This is a genomic window from Burkholderia sp. RF4-BP95, assembly GCF_001521985.1.
Lineage (GTDB): Bacteria > Pseudomonadota > Gammaproteobacteria > Burkholderiales > Burkholderiaceae > Burkholderia > Burkholderia diffusa.
This window is the reverse complement of record NZ_LOSX01000047.1, coordinates 84,197-100,870: the sequence shown is the minus strand read 5'-3', so window position 1 is coordinate 100,870 and position 16,674 is coordinate 84,197. Positions and strand designations below refer to the sequence as shown.

The 16,674-nt window shown below is 68.2% G+C and carries 9 protein-coding genes; 4 read left to right on the top strand and 5 right to left on the bottom strand.

The genetic code is table 11. The annotated features are described in order from the left end of the window. Positions 1–485: 485 nt before the first annotated feature. Positions 486–2,135, bottom strand: a complete 1,650-nt coding sequence (locus WS46_RS17740) for a S8 family peptidase (RefSeq protein ID WP_059691296.1) — start codon at positions 2,133–2,135, stop codon at positions 486–488. A gap of 415 nt (positions 2,136–2,550) precedes the next feature. On the opposite strand from WS46_RS17740, the gene WS46_RS17735 reads away from it, so the two are divergent. Beyond that, a complete protein-coding gene (locus WS46_RS17735; RefSeq protein WP_059691295.1) occupies positions 2,551–3,447 on the top strand; it encodes a glutamate/aspartate ABC transporter substrate-binding protein in 897 nt (298 codons plus the stop codon). 138 nt (positions 3,448–3,585) lie between these two features. Here WS46_RS17735 and WS46_RS36490 read toward each other — a convergent pair whose 3' ends face one another. Further along, a complete protein-coding gene (locus WS46_RS36490; RefSeq protein ID WP_257130006.1) occupies positions 3,586–3,711 on the bottom strand; it encodes a hypothetical protein in 126 nt (41 codons plus the stop codon). 38 nt (positions 3,712–3,749) lie between these two features. On the opposite strand from WS46_RS36490, the gene WS46_RS17730 reads away from it, so the two are divergent. Beyond that, complete coding sequence (locus WS46_RS17730) at positions 3,750–4,997, top strand: multidrug effflux MFS transporter (protein WP_059691294.1); 1,248 nt, start codon at positions 3,750–3,752, stop codon at positions 4,995–4,997. Between the two features lie 46 nt (positions 4,998–5,043). Here the strand turns inward: WS46_RS17730 and WS46_RS17725 are convergent, their stop codons facing one another. Then, positions 5,044–5,736, bottom strand: a complete 693-nt coding sequence (locus WS46_RS17725) for a hypothetical protein (RefSeq protein ID WP_059691324.1) — start codon at positions 5,734–5,736, stop codon at positions 5,044–5,046. Positions 5,737–5,824: 88 nt separating this feature from the next. Here WS46_RS17725 and WS46_RS17720 point away from each other — a divergent pair, with 88 nt between their 5' ends. Beyond that, the gene (locus tag WS46_RS17720; protein WP_179949167.1) at positions 5,825–7,390 is read left to right on the top strand and encodes a YgcG family protein; all 1,566 of its coding nucleotides are present in this window, start codon (positions 5,825–5,827) and stop codon (positions 7,388–7,390) included. 80 nt (positions 7,391–7,470) lie between these two features. Next, on the top strand, positions 7,471–8,091 hold the full coding sequence (locus WS46_RS17715; protein ID WP_059691292.1) for a LemA family protein: 621 nt from the start codon (positions 7,471–7,473) through the stop codon (positions 8,089–8,091). Positions 8,092–8,108: 17 nt separating this feature from the next. On the opposite strand, the gene pbpC is transcribed toward WS46_RS17715, so the two are convergent. Together pbpC and WS46_RS17705 are read right to left on the bottom strand one after the other, a co-directional pair. Then, positions 8,109–10,346 (bottom strand): penicillin-binding protein 1C, encoded by a 2,238-nt coding sequence (gene pbpC, locus WS46_RS17710; RefSeq protein WP_059691291.1) that lies wholly within the window; start codon positions 10,344–10,346, stop codon positions 8,109–8,111. A 10-nt stretch (positions 10,347–10,356) separates the two neighbouring features. Beyond that, positions 10,357–16,389, bottom strand: a complete 6,033-nt coding sequence (locus tag WS46_RS17705; protein ID WP_059691290.1) for an alpha-2-macroglobulin — start codon at positions 16,387–16,389, stop codon at positions 10,357–10,359. Between the last annotated feature and the right edge of the window lie 285 nt (positions 16,390–16,674).

The window sequence follows — 16,674 nt, the reverse complement described above, 5'->3', positions numbered from 1 at the left end:
CGGCACGGGCGATCGATAGCCGCGCACGCGTGAGGGCGCGCGGCCGGACGGCACGCGAACGGAACACGCACGCAGCGTGCGCTGCGTGCGGCGCGAACGTATGCGCGCGGCAACGCACGGTTGCGCAGCGCGGACGTTCGGCGATATCGAAAAAATCGGCGGGGGATTCTGGCCGGTCAGGCCGGAAGGGCGCCGCATCCTGCTTCCCGGGATGCGGCAGAAGACGAGGCTCTGCGCGGTTTCCTCAGGCAGCAGTCAAGTTGGTCGAGGACCAACTACAACTCGCATCGGTGTTCACAGAACACTCCATGTAATCAGACGGGGGCGATGGTAATGGGTCGTCGTGCGAAGCGTCAACCCTTTTTACGCCCTTTTTTCAGGCAGTTCCTGCAATACACCGGTGCGACGACGCTGGCTTCGCGGACGAAAAAAACGCGCGCATGCCAGGCAGGCATGCGCGCGGTTGCGTCGAGGCGACGTGCCGGTTACTGCGTGGACGCCGTGACGGCAGCGCCTGCATCCGCGATACCGGAACCGGCCGGCAGCGCGGTGCACGACGTGCTGGCCGGCAGCATCGCCGCACGTGCGCCGCCTTGCAGTTTCTGCTGGATCTGGGCAGGCGTGAGGTTGCCGTTCACCGACAGCATCAGCCCGACGATGCCCGTCACCTGCGGTGTCGCGAGGCTCGTGCCGCTCGCGGTGCCGTACGTGTCCGTGTCCGGTGTCGTCTTACCGCTATTGGCCGTCGACAGGATGTTGACGCCCGGTGCGCTCAGCGCGACGTCGGAGCCGAAGTTGCTGAACGACGCGCGGCGCCCGGTCGCGTCGGTCGCGGCGACGGTGATCACGCCGCGGCAGTTCGCCGGCTGGTCGAGCGCGGTCGACAGGCCATCGTTGCCGGCGGCGACGACGACGGTCACGCCCTTCGCATTCACATCGTCGATCGCCTGCTGGAACGTCGCGCTGCACGCGCCGACGCCGCCCAGGCTCAGGTTGATGATCTTCGCGGGATTCGGGTTCGTCGGCACGCCGGCGACCGGGATGCCGGCTGCCCAGCGCATCGCGTCCGCGATGTCGCTCGTCTTGCCGCCGCACTTGCCGAGCACGCGCACCGGCAGGATCCGGCCGAGCCACGACACGCCGGCGACGCCGATGCCGTTGTTGGCGGCGGCGCCGATCACGCCCATCACGCGCGTGCCGTGCCAGCTGCTGGCGCTCGGCTCGCTCGCGCAGTGATAGTACGGGCCGCTGGTGTCGTCCAGTTCCTGCTGCGTGACCCAGTCGCCCGGATCGGTTGCATCGGTGCCGCGCGCCTGGCCGTTGTTGCTGGTGTTGGCGTTCGAGATGAAGCTGTAACCGGGCAGCAGATTGCCGACGAGGTCGGGGTGCGGCCGGTAGCCGGTGTCGAGCACGGCCGTGACGACGGTCGGCGCACCCTTGGTTCGCGTCCACGCAGGCGGCGCGTTGATGCCGACGCTGGCGTCGGACAGATACCACTGCTGGCCATAGGCGGGGTCGCTCGGCGTGTCGCGGATTCGCATCGGGTGATCGGGTTCCGCGTAGTCGACGTCGCCGTCGGCCGCGAACGCCTGCGCGAGCGCCGCCGCGTCGTCGGATGCGATGCGCTGGCCGATGGACAGCACGGCCGCGCCGTCCGACAGGGTTCGCTCGACCTGCACGTTCAGCGGTGCCTGCGATGTCGTCACGGCGGCATACGTCCGTGCGGCGCCGCTCGACGTCGGCGCTGTCCAGCGCGTCATCGAGCGCTGGATCACCGCGTCGAGCCGCGTGCCGGTGTCGATGGCCGCCATCGCGCGCGCGGCAGTCGGCGTTTTCAGCCGGACGATCAGGTGATCGACCGGCGGCTCGATGGGCCCGGTCGTCTGGGCGGCCATCTGCACGGCGGCCTGCTGCGTCGTGCATGCATTGCTGCCGTTGGTCGGGGGCGGGGTCGTCGGGGTTGGGGAGGGCGCCGGCGAGGGGGCCGGCGCTGCGTTGGAAGAAGACGGATTGCTGCCGTCGCCGCCACCGCCGCAACCGGCGATCGGAAGCAGGGCCGCGGCAGACAGCATGCCGGCGAGCATGCGCGCATGAGCGGAGTGGGCCAGCGCGAAATTGAATCGTTTGGCTCTCATGGTGAAACTCGATCCTCGTAGATGACCGTCGTGCTGGCGGCCGTGCCTGCCCGGCGTAAACCGGACCTGTTTTTTTATCGGACACGTGCAGACTGCTGCGACGCGCCATGCACTGGGTAACGGCCGATGAGGCGGCTTCTTGAATATGTTTTGTGTGAAAAAAGCGCGACACGCAAACGATTGCCTTGCTGTATTGCAGCATGAACGCGCGTTTGGAACGGATGATCTGTTCACGCAGTGCAAGATTGGAGGCGGATGACCGGGAGAAACGTGCGGCGCGGGCGTTTTTGCGCGCCACGGAAACGATTGCTCGCGGGCGGCATCGACGGAGTGCGCTTTACGCTTTCCCTGATGAGGCGCGAATTTTGTCGGGCGTACGATCGCGATTCGATCAACGTTTCGTCAGGAGAAAAGCATGGATCGCCGCTTCCGTTGGCTGGCCGTCGCACTGACCTGCGCGCTGGCGGGCACCGCGCACGCGCAGGCACTCACCGGCACGCTGAAGAAGATCAAGGACACGGGCATCGTGTCGCTGGGTATCCGCGAATCGTCGGTGCCGTTCTCGTATTCGGACAACCAGCAGAAGAACATCGGTTACTCGCGCGACATCGCGGCGCGCATCATCGACGCGCTCAAGACCGAGCTGAAGGCGCCGAACCTGACGGTGAAGGAAATCCCGATCACGTCGCAGAACCGGATTCCGCTACTGCAGAACGGCACGATCGACTTCGAGTGCGGGTCGACGACCAACACGCTGGAGCGGCAGAAGCAGGCCGCGTTCTCGAACAGTATTTTTTTGTACGGAATCCGCTTCAGCACGCGCAAGGATTCCGGCGTGAAGGACTTCACGGACCTGGCCGGCAAGACGGTCGCGACGACGGCCGGCACGTCGGACGAGCGCCTGCTGCGCAAGCTGAACGAGGAGAAGGGGATGAACATGACGATCATCAGCGCGAAGGACCACGCCGAAGCGTTCCTGAACGTCACGACGGGGCGCGCGGTCGCGTTCGTGATGGACGAGCCGCTGCTGTACGGCGAGATCGCGAAGGACCGCAATCCGAGTGCGTACACGGTGACGGGCACGCCGCTCGTTCACGAAAACTACGCATGCATGATGCGCAAGGACGATCCGGCGTTCAAGCACGTGGTCGACGGCGTGATCGCGAAGATGCAGACCTCCGGCGCGGCCGAGAAGCTCTACGACCAGTGGTTCATGCAGCCGATTCCGCCGAAGGGCGTGAGCCTCAATTATCCGCTGTCGCCGGAGATGAAGCAGCTGTTCAGGAATCCGACGGATCAGGCGCAGTACTGATCGACGCGTCGTCGGCGTATCGCACCGCAAATAAAAAGACCGCCGGCACCTGCCGGCGGCTTCCGTTTATGGCCCGGACCCTGGCGCGGCGCAAGCGTGCGTGAGACCTTGATTTCCGGCCGGCGCAATGCCGGTTCGTCAGTTGCCGACTGTGCCGAAATCGGCATTCAACCGTGCCCGCGCCATGGGATTCCTGTCGCGCTGCGCAACAACAGGCACAATACGCACTTCGTCGCGCACCGTTGTTCGTCGTTCGAACAGCACGGCGCGTGCCGCCGCCGTCCGAATCTTTCCCGGTTGTCATGAACGCCTCGCTCACCCCCGCGCGCGAATCGAACTCGCCGCGCTTCCTGTTGTTCCTGATCTGCCTGTTTGCCTCCGCCGGCCAACTCGCGATCGACATCTACGTGCCCGCGCTGCCCGACATGGCGCGCTCGTTCGCGACCACGCCGCAGGCGATCCAGTCGAGCGTATCCGGCTACATGGCTGCCTATGCGCTCGGCCAGCTGATCTTCGGCCCCGTCGCCGATGCGTACGGGCGCAAGCGCGTGCTCGCGTTCGGGCTCGTCATCTACACGATCGGCTGCCTGCTGTCGCTCGGCGCGCCGAACCTGGAGACGTTCGTGCTCGCGCGTTGCCTGCAGGGCTTCGGGATCGCGACCACGAACCTGCTCGCGAAGGCGATCATTACCGATTCGTTCTCGGGCCAGGCGCTGATGCACGCGTTTACGTACATGTCGATCGCGTGGGGGCTCGCACCGATCATCGCGCCGGTGATCGGCGCGCACCTGCAGGAGTGGTTCGGCTGGCGCGCGTGCCTCGTGTTCCTGCTGGTGTACTCGCTGGTGATGTGGGCGCTGCTCTGGCGCTATCGCGAAACCTTGCCGAAACCGGTCCATCTCGAGCCGCGCACGCTGATGGCGAACGCGGGCAAGGTGCTCGCGAGCCCGGTGTTCCAGAGCTGCTTCCTCGCGCAGGGGCTGTGCTACAGCATCCTGCTGGTGTTCAACATCGTCGGGCCGTTCATGGTGCAGACCACGCTGCACAAGCCGCCGACCTACTTCGGCTATCTCGCGCTCGGAATCGGGCTGATGTATTTCCTCGGCGGGCTGTCGAACCGGATTCACGGGCGCGGGCTGCCGAGTGCCGAGCAGCGGCTGCGCATCGGCGCACGCGTGATGGCGGGCGCGGCGGTCGCGATGCTGGTGCTGGCGCTGACCGTCGGCCTGCGCGTGTGGACGCTCGCGACGCCGGTGCTCGTGATGGGTTTCTGCGCGGGCGCGATGTATCCGACGCTGATGGCGAAGGGCAATTCGCTGTTTCCGCATATCGCGGGGCTGACGAGCGCGATCCTCGGGTGCGCGCTGCTGCTCGTGTCGTCCGCGATGATGGGGCTGGCCGGTTTCGTGTCGATTCACGTGCTGACGCCGCTCGCGGTGTTCTTCGTCGCGCTGTCGTTCATCGTCGTGTGGATGGTGACGAAGCTGCTGCGCTACCTCACGCAGCAGCAGGCGGCGCGGGTTGCTTGCGGGAGCGGGGAAGCCGCGTAAGCCTTAGAGGCTGCGCAAGCGCGTGCCGCAATGGCACGCCGGCCGCTCACAGCGGGTGCCCCGCGCCCGCCTGCGCCAGCAGCGAAACCGCGGCCGGATCCGGCATTCCGTTCGAATCGATCGCGCCGGCCTTGGCCAGCGCGTCGAGATCGCTGTCGACGCCCGGTTGACCGACCACGAACGGCGTCGTCAGGAAGGCCGGCGTCGACAGCGTGACCGAATAGCGCTGCTGCAGATTCGTCACGACCGCCGATTGCGCGGCCTGCACCGTGTTCGGGCTGCCCATCGCCTGCTGGAAGTGCGCATTCCCCTGAAAATTGCCGATCAGCCCGGCCGTGTTCGTACCGAGTTGCGCGGCGAGATAGACGAGCATCAGCTCGGTCTCGGGCGTCGTGTTGAAGGTGCCGCCCGCGTAGGCGAGCGAATGCAGGCTCGTGCCGCTCGATGCGACGGTGATCACGCACGGCAGCACGGCGTTCACCGTCACGCGGTAGTTGCCGCCACCGTCGGTCAGCGTCGTCGCCGAGCCTTGCGCGCAACTGACCGTGACCGACGCGCTCGCGAGCGCGGAGCCCGTGGCGGCCGTGCCGGACAGCGCGACGGTCTGCGTGTTGTTGCCGTTGAAGCAGACATCGACGCCGAAGCAGGCGTCGCCGTTGCAACCGGCCAGTGCCGCGAGGGCGGCGACGCAGGCGGTGCACCGCGAGGGGCGGAGAAAGCGCGGATGGCGAGGGTTCATGGTCGCGGGCATATGGGCAAGTGTGGCAACCGGTGGACGCCGGATAGGCGGTGTCGCTCATATTCTAGGTCTCGGATTCCGGCGGTGCATGCTCGCTTTCTCGACAGAGCGCGGGGAGCGCGTGCCGGCAGGTGAGTCTTGTCAAACCTGCTCGCGCGAGCAGCACGTTGCACCGGCGCGATCGGCAACCGCCCGGGTCCGGAGCCTTTCGATTCCCTTCGCAATTGGTTATGCTGCGGGACGATCAAAAAACGACGAGAGAACGCGCCATTCCCGACGGAACCGGCGCGCCGTTTCCGACATGAACCTGAAACGACTGACGCGGCGGTCACGCCTCCCGGATTGCGAGGGCGATCCGGCATCGATGGCATGCACGACCCGCAACGCGACGCGGCCCGCCCGCATCCGCGGCAAGGCGGTGGCGGCCGCGCTACTGGCCGGGGCGATGGTTCTGTGCAGCACGGCCTTCGCCGCGCCGGCCGCTGACGCCAGCGCGATTCCGTTGGCGGCCGGTGCGCCGTCGGCCTGCACGAACGTGGCTACCGCAGCCGCCTATCCCGTCGCCAACGACCCCGAAGCAGCGCCGCCGCTGACAGGCCGCGTGACCGACATGACGGGCGTACTGAGTGTCGCATGTGCGTCCGAGCTGACCGACCGTCTGGCCGATCTCGAGCGCCGGCTCGGCGTGCAGATGGCGATCCTGCTGGTGGGCTCGACCGGCCACGCGACCATCGAGCAGTTCGCGACCACGGTATTCGAGAAATGGCGTCTCGGCGCGAGCAAGATCGACAACGGTCTGCTGCTGGTCGCCGCACTGAACGATCGCACCGTGCGGATCGAGGTTGGATACGGCCTGGAAGACGCGATTCCGGACATCGTCGCGGGGCGAATCATCCGTGAACGCATCGTGCCGGCGTTTCGCGAGAAGCGTATCGAAGCCGGCGTGAGCGATGCGGTCGATGCGCTGGTGCGCGAGATGACGCCGCCTGAAATGGCGGCGTCGGATAGCGCACTGCCCGACGAGGACGCGCAGCGTGCGACGTCCGGCGATGCGAAGCGGTTGTCGAACGGCTTGCGGGAGAAACCCTCAGCCGACGTCGGGAGCTTCCTTTTCTGGTTACTGCTCGGGCTGACCGGTGTCGCGCTGGGTGTCGTCACCGAATGGCGCAAGCTGCGTTGGCAGGTGATGTTGCCGGCCAGCTTTCTCGTCGCGACAATCGTGCCGGTTGCGATGTTGCCGGTCGGCGCGATTTTCGAAGGCGATCTGGTCGCGATGCTGGGTGGGCTGGGGATCGTCGCGACGAGCATGGGTTACTGTGCGTGGCTCCTCGGCATCGCTCTCGTTCGATCCGCACGCGTCCGGAAGAATACGGCGATCATCGGCGTGACGTTGCTGGCGTTGATCTGGATCGGGCATCTGATGGGATATTCGCCCGGTGAGGTTCTGCTGACGGTCTTCTGCGTGGTGATGGGGATCCTGTTGATCGTCGAAAAACTGACGGGCAGCGATTGGTCGTCATCCCGCTCCACGTCCTCGTCTTCGTCGTTCAATTGGCCATCGTCCGGCTCGGATTCGTCCAGCTCCAGTTCGTCCGATTCATTCACCGGCGGTGGCGGCTCGAGCGGCGGCGGCGGGGCATCGGGCCGCTGGTAGCCGCCGTGCGCGGTGCGAGGGCGAACGTTTCTTTTCAACTTACCGCTCCAGCCGGAGCGTTCAACCGGAAGTCACAAACAATGAAATGGTTTCGAATCCTGCTCGTATGCTGCGTGCTCGCGCCGCTCGCCGGTTGCGGCTACAACGCGATCCAGTCGTCGGATGAAGACGTCAACGCGGCGTGGTCGGAGGTGCTGAACCAGTATCAGCGTCGTGCGGACCTCGTGCCGAACCTTGCCGCGTCGGTGAAGGGCTACGCGTCGCACGAGGAACGCGTGCTGACCGAGGTCGCGTCGGCGCGCGCGCGCGTGGGCAGCGTGCAGATGACGCCGGAGATGGCAAAGGATCCCGCCGCATTGGCGGCGTTCGATCAGCGGCAGGGCGAACTGTCGGGCGCGCTGAGCCGGCTGATGGTGGTGTCGGAGCGTTATCCGGAACTGAAGGCGAACGAGGCGTTTCGCGATCTGCAGACGCAGCTCGAAGGCACCGAAAACCGCATCGCGGTCGCGCGCGGCCGCTACATCAAGACGGTGCAGCAGTACAACGTGCAGATCCGCCAGTTCCCGGGCGTCGTGATCGCGCGGATCTTCGGCTACCAGCCGCGTCCGAACTTCAGCGTCGCGAACGAAGCCGCGATCTCGACCGCGCCCGTCATCGACTTCTCCAATCAGCCGCCGAAGGCGAACGCAGCAGGCCAGTAAGCGGCCGGCGCGGGCGCTCAGGGCTTGCGCCCAGCCGGCTTCGCAAACGCGCCGCGCACCTCGAAGCCGATCGCATCCGCCACGTTGCCGCGCGCGTCGACGAGTTCCAGCCGGTGCCTTCCCGGCCACGGCATCCACGCGACGCGGTCGGCGTGCCCGATCACCTTGTCGTCGAGCCGCCACGCGAACCGCGCGGCATGCCCGGACGACCGCTCGAACCAAATCCGCTGGTTCTTCGGCGGAATGTCCGGATCGATCGCGAAGATCGTGCCGTCGGTCGGCGCGCCGATCGTCAGCGGTGCGCGCGCGCCGTCCTTGCCCGGCGTGACGGGCGCCGCGAGCCGGATCGTGTCGAGCGCCGTGCCCGCGACGAACCACTCGTCGCGCGACGGCTCGACGTCGCGCTCGAACGTAATGCGACGCGTTTCGACGCCGGCCGGCGGACGTGGCGCCCGGCTCGGCAGGTCGCGGTGCAGGTAGCCGACGACGGCCGACCACACCGGCGACGCGCCCGTCACCCCCGACACGTCCCACATCGGCGAGCCGTCCGCATTGCCGACCCACACGCCGACCGTATAGCGCGACGTGAAGCCGACCGTCCAGTTGTCGCGCATGTCCTTGCTCGTGCCGGTCTTCACCGCCGAGAAGAAGCGCGTGGCGAGCGGGTTGTCGAAGCCGAACGTGCGCACGCGCGCGTTGTTGTCGGAGAGGATGTCGGCGACGACGAAGCTGGCCGCTTCGCTGAATACGCGCGTGCCGTTGTCCGCGCGCCCCGATGCCGATGCGCCGGAAGCGGGCGACGGCGCGGGCAGGTCGACGATCTGGCGTGCGACGCCGCCGTTCGCGAGCGCGCGATACGCGTTGGTCAGCGACAGCAGCGTGACGTCCGCGCTGCCGAGCGCGAGGCTGAAGCCGTAGTAGTCGCCTTCCTGCGCGAGCGGCAGGCCGAGCGCGGTCAGCGTGCGTGCGAAGCGGTGCGGCGTGACGAGCACGAGCGTGCGCACGGCCGGCACGTTCAGCGAGCCGCCGAGCGCGCTGCGCACGCTCACCCAGCCCTTGAAATCCTTGTCGTAGTTCTGCGGAATGTAGAGTCCGCCACCGGCCGCGAGGTTGATCGGTGCGTCGTCGAGCAGTGATGCGGCGGTCAGCCGTTTCTCGTCGATCGCCTGCGCATAGAGGAACGGCTTGAGCGTCGAGCCGGCCTGGCGCGGCGCGAGCACGGCGTCGACGTCGCGCGCGCCCGACAACGCCCCCGACGAACCGACCCACGCGCGAATCTCGCCGGTCGCGTTGTCGATCACGACGACCGCGCCGTCCTGCACGTTGCGCCGATGCGCGGGCGCGTTGAGCTCGGTCAGCGCGCGCGTCAGCGTGTCGCGCGCGAAGCGCTGCAGCGGCGCATCGAGCGTCGTGCGCACCTGCGCGCCGGCCGCCGGTCTGACTTCGGCCGCGATGCGGCGCGCGAAGTGCGGGGCGAGGGCGGCGCCGTCGTCTCGCACGGCGTTGGCCGGGCGGGCGATCACGAGCTGCACGTAGCCGTCGAGCGACGCGCACGCCTGTTCCGCATGCATGTCGCGCAGGATCCGGCACGCACGCTCGGCGACCTTCGCGCTGGCCGCGTTGGGCGCGCGCACCAGCGCGGCCGCGATCGCGGCTTCACGCGCGTCGAGACCGGACGGCGCCTTGCCGAACAGCACCTGCGACAGCGCGGCGAGCCCGACCGTCTCGCCGCGGAACGGCACGAGATTCAGGTAGGCCTCGAGGATCTGGTCCTTGCGCCAGCCGCGCTCGAGCAGCAGCGCGTTCATCGCCTGCGTGGCCTTCTGCGGCAGCGAGCGCTGGCCCGAGCGGCGCGGCGAATCGCTAAGCAAGCCGGCGAGCTGCATCGTCACGGTCGACGCGCCGCGTGTGCGCTCGTTCCACAGATTGCCCCACGCCGCGCCGGCGATCCCGCGCCAGTCGACGCCGCTGTGCGCGTAGAAGCGCTTGTCCTCGGACACGACGATCGCCTCGCGGAACGCGGGCGACACGTCGGCGAGCGAGACCCAGTCGCCGCGCCGTTCGGTGAGGTCGACGCGGGTGCGTTGCAGCGGCGTGCCGTCGCGCGCGAGCAGCACCCAGTCGGAACTGCGCCAGTTGCGGCGCACGTCGTCGTAGCCGGGCAGCGCGTGCGCGACCAGCGGCGCGGCCAGCGCGACGGCGACGAATACGCGGCCGGCGAAACGCACCGGCCGCGGCGATACACGATCGATCATCACGTACTCGTTACTTGCCCGCGTCGGCCGGCTTCACGGTCATCGGCGGGTTCGGCCACAGGCCATACACGGACGGCGCGTACAGCGCCTCGACGCGCGTCGGCGGCAGCCCGAAGGTGCCGACGTTGTTCAGCCGCACCGTGTATTCGACCGAGAGTTTGCCCTTCGGCAGATAGTCGTAATACGCGCGGTAGCCGTCGAAGTCGCGTTCGATGAACGCGGGCCATGCGCCGTCCGGCGATTTCTCGCCCTGCGTCGCGGCTTCGGAGTCGCGACCGAGGCCGGAGCCGAGGATCGTCGCGCCGGACGGGATCGGATCGTTGACGACGACCCACGTCATGTCGCTCTGCGCATCGATGTCGAGATGCACGCGCACGACGTCGCCGCGCGTCAGCACGCCCTTGACGGCGGGCGACACGGGCGTGACGGTCTTCGTGATCCGGTAACCGGCCGCGAACGGCGCGCGCAGCGGCACGGCCGCGAGGCTTTCGACGGTCGCCCACGGGCGGCCCGTGCCGTCCTGGGTGACGGACAGCGTGGCCGGTGCCTGCGCCGCACGTGGCCACGGCATCAGCACGCTGCGCGCGGCGGCGGCGCGGGTCGCGGCGGTGGCCGATGCGGGGGCGTCGGCGGGTGCCGGCGCCTGCGACCACGAGATCGCGCGCTCGTTGCCGCCGAGCGCGACCTTCGTCGTGCCCGCCACGGGCGTGCTCTCGTAGGTGCGCGAGAAGCGCTCGATCGCGAGCTGGCCGAGCGCGTTCGACGTCGTCGTCTGCCATGCGCCCTGGCGTTGCAGCGCGAGCAGGCCGGTCGCGATGCGCGGCATTTCGTCCTTCCACGCGGGGTCACCCGCGAATTCCAGCGCGAGACGCGCGGCGTTGGTCTCGGTGCTCGTCATCAGCCACCACAGATCGTCGTCGCGCGCGGTCGAGAACACGAGCTGCGTGCCCTGATACGTGAGGCGCGCACGCAGGATCTGCTCGACCTGCGCGCGTTTCTCGTCACGCTGCGGGATGTCCTTCACGCGCGTGAGGATCGCGTGATAGTCGATCACCGCCGACGTCGGCCACTGGTTCGGCGCGATCTCGATCGAACCGAGCATGCGGCCCTGCGCGGCACCGTAACGCGACAGCGCTTCGATCGCGGCGAGCTTGCGCAGATCGCGATCCTGGCGCGGCGCCCACGCGTTGCGCTCGATGCGGCCGTCGACGAAGCGCGCGAGCCCGGCCTCGAGCTGCGTGCGCAGGTCTTCCGGCAGCGCGAAGCGCGGGTCGAGGCGGCCGGCCTCGTCGGCGACCACGAGCAGGTACGACGACAGCGTCGGGCTGCCGTAGTGCGCATCGTCGGACGACGGCGGGAAGTAGCTCGCGAGGCCATCGCTGTCGAGGTACACGGGCATGCGCGCCACCAGCGCCTGCCATTGCGCGGCGTCGTGCAGGCCGATCGCACGCGACGTCTGCTGTTCGAGGCAGCGGTACGGATAGCGCTCGAACCAGCGCCGCACGCCGGGCAGGCCGTCGGCGAGCTTCGACTGCAGCGACACGGCGATGCCGCCGCGCGGCGCGCCCTGTGCGTTGTTGACGGCGCCGGCCGGGGCCGATACGGGCACCGTCAGCGTGCCGTCGACCTGCGTGAGCGTGGCTTGCTGCACGGTCACCGGCAGCGCGGGCACGACCTTCTGCGCGACGGCCAGCGCATCGGCCGCGCGCTTGCCGCCTTGCTCGGCCGCCTCGATGCGCCAGTTCAGCGCGCCGGCCGCGTCGAGCGCCTGCTCGGGCACCGTGATCGTCCATGCCACCTCCGTCGCCGCATTGGCCGCGAGCGACACGGTTTGCGGCGCGACGTCGAGGCCCGTCACGCGCGGCGTCACGACGACCTGCATCGCGCGGTCGGTCGTGTTGCGCAGCGTGACCTGCGCGCGGAACGCATCGCCTTCGCGCACGAGCGGCGGCAGCCCGGAGATCAGCTGCAGATCCTGCGTGCTGCGAATCGACGTGCTGCCGGTGCCGAAGCGGTCGGGACCGACCGCCGCGATCGCGACGATCCGGAAGCGCGTGAGCGCGTCGTTCAGCGGCACTTCGACGGTCGCGCTGCCGTTCGCGTCGAGCGTCACGCGAGGATTCCACAGCAGCAGCGTGTCGAACAGCTCACGTGTCGGCGCGCCGCCGCCGCCGCCGCCGGCCGGCACGGCCTTGCGGCCGAAGTGGCGGCGACCGACGATTTCCATCTGCGCGGTGGCCGTCTCGACGCCGTACGCGCGTCGCTGCAGCATCGCGTCGAGCAGGTTCCAGCTGTCGTTCGGCATCAGCTCGAGCAGCGCCTCGTCGACGGCCGCGACCGCGATCTGCGTGCCGGCGGGCGCCGGCTGGCCGTTCGGCAGCGTGACCTTCACGTGCGCCTGCGCCTTGCCGCGCACCGTGTAACGCGTCGCGTCGGTCGTCACGGACACGCCGAGACGATGCACGCCCGTGCCGACCTTGATCTCGCCGAGGCCATAGCGGAACGCGGGCTTCGACAGATCGACGAACGCGGTCGGCGCTTCATAGTGACGGCCTTCGCGCCAGAACGCGCGGGCCCATTCGACCGGCGCCTTCCAGCCCCAGGTGAAGAACGAGTACCACGGCACTTCGCGAATCCGGCCGCGCAACGCGAGCACCGACACGTACACGTTCGGCCCCCACGACTCGCCGACCTTCAGGTCGACGGTCGGGTTCTTGCCGTTGAGTTCGACGACGTGCGTTTCCATCACACCGCCGCGTTCGACCGCGACGAGCGCGGTTGCGTAGCGGAACGGCATGCGAACCTGGAAGCGGGCGGTTTCGCCCGCCTCGTAGGACGTCTTCTCCGGGATCACGTCGATCCGGTCGGTGTTGTCGCCGCCGAACCAGAGTTCGTCCTCGCGCGTGACCCAGACGGACGTCGACGCGTTCGACGTGCGGCCGTCGCCGTCCTTCGCGACCGCGATCAACTGGATGTTGCCGGCCTGTTCGAGCGTCGCGTCGCAGGCCATGCGGCCCTTGTCGTCGGTCTTGCCCGAGCACAGCACGCCGAGGTCGCGCGTGTCGCTCTTGTTGTCGTATGCGTAAAAGCCGCCGACCATCCGCTTGCGCGACGACGTCGTGATGTGCGCGACGCCCTTGATCTCGACCGGCACCGATGCGCGCGGCTTGCCCTGCAGGTCGACCGCGAGCGCCTGCACAGGCACGCGCTGACCGACCGACACCCAGCGGCCGGCCTTGATGCCGGCCACTACCGCGGCCGGCCACAGGATCGTGTCGCCGCGGATCGTCTGCACTTCGCCGTTCGGGTCCGCGAACGTCGCCTCGAGCGCGATACGCTTCGGCGCGTCGACGTCGGGCAGGCCCTTGAGCGTGACGGTGCCCGCGCCGTTGCGGTCGAGCGTCAGCGGCAGCTTGTCCGCGATCAGCCGGGTCGAGTCGGGATCGTTGTTCGCGGCCGATGCGCTGTCGCCGTCCTGCGCATCGTCGTCGGCGTTGCCGTCGCTGCGCTCGGGACGATACGGCGTGAAGCTGAAGTCCTCGAAGCGATCCGCGAACGGCGGCGACGCCCATTTCATCAGCGCCGACACCTGCACGGGCAGGTTCGATGCGCCGCCGCCCGACACATAGTCGATCTGCACCGCGAGCGGCGCTTCCTTGGCCGCGACGAGCGGGCTCTTCTGCGCGTCGCGCGCGCCGATCGTCCCCTTGAGCACCGGCAGGCGGAACGCCTCGACACGGAAGCTGCCGCTGTAGTAGCTGGCGGTCGGCGCATCGTCCGGGCCGCCTTCGAGCGACACGCTGTACTCGCCGAGCTTCGCCGCGGGCGGCAGCGTGAACTGCGTGTCGGCGCTGTGGTCGGCCGACCACGTGAGCGGCAGCTTGTAGGTCTGGTCGGAGCCGAGATGGCGGATCGTCACGCGCGTCGGGTATTGCGCCGGGAACGCGAGGCTCTGCAGCGTCTCGGTGCGCAGGAAGTGCTTCATCGACACGGTTTCGCCGGCACGCAGCAGCGTGCGGTCGAATACCGTATGCGCGCGCACGGTCGGCGCGCTGCCGGTGTCGGTCGGCACGTTGAAGCGCCACGATTCGATCCCGCGGTTCCAGTTCGAGCTGACGAACGCCATGTCCGGGCCCGTCTTGGGATCGTCGACGCGCGCCGACACGAAGTAGTCGTCGAAGCGTTCCGACTGGCTGCATTCATGCTTCGGCTCGAATGCCCCGTCGATCTTCAGCAGGCCTTGCGCATCGGTCTTGCCGGACGCGATTTCGTCGCCGTTGCAATCCGACACGCGGATTCGCGCGTTCGGCACGGGCTTGCCCTTGTCGAGCGTCGTGACCCATACGAGGTTGTTCTCGCGGCCCTGTTTCAGATGCACGCCGAGGTTCGTGACGAGCACGGTGGTACGCACGTACATGCTCGACGGCTTCGCGAGCAGCGAGCGGCCGAGCGCGGGCGACGCGAGTTCGAGCACGTAGAAGCCGGGTTTTTCGATCGGCACGCCGACGACCTCGAACGGACGCAGCGCCTTCGGATCGGCCTTCGGCAGCGTCAGTGCCTGCGCGCCCGGTTCGCCGGCGAGCAGCGACAGCGAACGCACGTCGATGCGGCGGTTCTGCGGCGCGGGCATCTTCTCGCCGGCCTGGAGCGGCACGTAGACGGGGTGCTGGCCCTTGCGCCGGAGCAGGCCCGGAATGCGCTCGTCGATCGTGCCGGCCGTCATCGACCAGTTGTCGAAGCGCTCGACGGTGCGCATCCATTGACGGATCGCGGTGTCGTCGTCGACCTTCAGGTTCGAGAATTGCGCGCCGCTCGTGTTGAGGCCCGCGATATGCAGGTCGGCCTCGACGTTGCGCAGCGTGACCGGCACGAGCGCGGGCGTATCCGGTTCGGCGAATCGCTCGACGATCCCGAAGGTGCCCGACGAGAATTTCGCGAGCGGCGGCATCGGCGCGGTGCGCGTCGCGAGCGGGAACAGGTCGGCGTTCGCGAGCGGGCGGTCCGTCACGTCGCGCAGGCCGGACGGCAGCTCGATCGTCAGGTTCGCCTGCGCGGGCAGCGGCGGGTTGAACGTGACGGTGGTCACTTCGTCGCTGTGATCGTCGGCCGCGAAGGTCGGCGAAAGCGAGCCGTCAGGGCCGCGCAGCTTGATCGCCTCGGCGTTCTTGCGCGAGATCGGCGCATTGAACGACAACGTCAGCGGACGCAGCGGCGTGCAGGGCGCCTTCGCGTTTTCGCGCTCGCACGAGAAGCTCGCGGCGAACGGTGCGCGCACGGTGAAGTCGAAGCGGCGCTCGGTGTCGTTCGCGATGCCGCTCGGGCTCGCGACGCCCTTGCCGTAGACGAGCTGCATCTTCGCGCTCGCGGGCAGCGCCTGCGCGCACGACAGCGTCAGCACGCGCGCGGCGTCCTTCTTCAGCCCGAAGTGGTCGAGCAGTGCGTTGCGGGTATCGTCGTCGGCGGCCGTGACGGGGATGCGGTTGCCGATGCCGACCGCTTCGCACCAGATGTTCGCGAGCGCGGAGCGCGGCTCGGCCGGGCCGTTCAGCTTCAGCACGAACACCTGGCGTTCCTCGATCTCGCGCGTGCCGGGGCGCACCGTCACCGGGAACGGGCCGCCGGTTTGAAACGTGAAACGGCGCGGGCCGCTGACCGCGTTGCCGGCGACCGAGCGCAGCGTATCGTTGAGCGCGACGGAGCAGCGCACGCCGGGCGGCAGGTCGTTCTCGAAATCGTAGACCCAGGTTTTGTCGTCGAGCCAGTGCCCCTGGCCGCGCGCGGCGGTGGAGTCGTTGCAGGTCATGCGCGCGGGACTCGGCGCGGACGCCGAACCGAACGCGACCATCGGTTCGTCGAACTTGACGACGCTTTGCCGGACTTCGGTGACGGTGCCTTGCGGCGACACGCTCACCGTGCGGGCGGCGCCCGCATGCAGCGACAGCGCCGCGGCAGCGCCGAGCGCCGTGACCGCGCCGATGCGCCAGAGCAGCCGTGTGGTGTGACGGGTTGAATTCGTGTTGTTGTGTTTGTTGTGCTGCTTCATCGCTCGATGCCCTCGGAGGGAAGCTTTCTGTTTGATTGCACGCGATTCTAACCGACGCGCATGTGAGCGGATGAAGGGAGGGGGAGGCGGCGTGTCGCCGGCTTGCGACACGCCGGCATCCGGAAGCAGAATTGTCGCGTCGACGACACAAAAATGCAGCGAAATGTCGATTGTCTCGGATTGCGGAACATTTATTGGACTATAAAAGCATTGTTCAATTCGAATTGTGCGCGTACATTTCAGGGCCGCGCGAAAGTTTGAGAAATATCAAGCGTGGTTTTCCCG

Coding starts and splice junctions, on each gene's coding strand:
- WS46_RS17740 (WP_059691296.1), bottom strand. CDS start 2,135: ATGAGAGCCAAACGATTCAATTTCGCGCTGGCCCACTCCGCTCATGCG.
- WS46_RS17735 (WP_059691295.1), top strand. CDS start 2,551: ATGGATCGCCGCTTCCGTTGGCTGGCCGTCGCACTGACCTGCGCGCTG.
- WS46_RS17730 (WP_059691294.1), top strand. CDS start 3,750: ATGAACGCCTCGCTCACCCCCGCGCGCGAATCGAACTCGCCGCGCTTC.
- WS46_RS17725 (WP_059691324.1), bottom strand. CDS start 5,736: ATGAACCCTCGCCATCCGCGCTTTCTCCGCCCCTCGCGGTGCACCGCC.
- WS46_RS17720 (WP_179949167.1), top strand. CDS start 5,825: ATGCTCGCTTTCTCGACAGAGCGCGGGGAGCGCGTGCCGGCAGGTGAG.
- WS46_RS17715 (WP_059691292.1), top strand. CDS start 7,471: ATGAAATGGTTTCGAATCCTGCTCGTATGCTGCGTGCTCGCGCCGCTC.
- pbpC (WP_059691291.1), bottom strand. CDS start 10,346: ATGATCGATCGTGTATCGCCGCGGCCGGTGCGTTTCGCCGGCCGCGTA.
- WS46_RS17705 (WP_059691290.1), bottom strand. CDS start 16,389: ATGAAGCAGCACAACAAACACAACAACACGAATTCAACCCGTCACACC.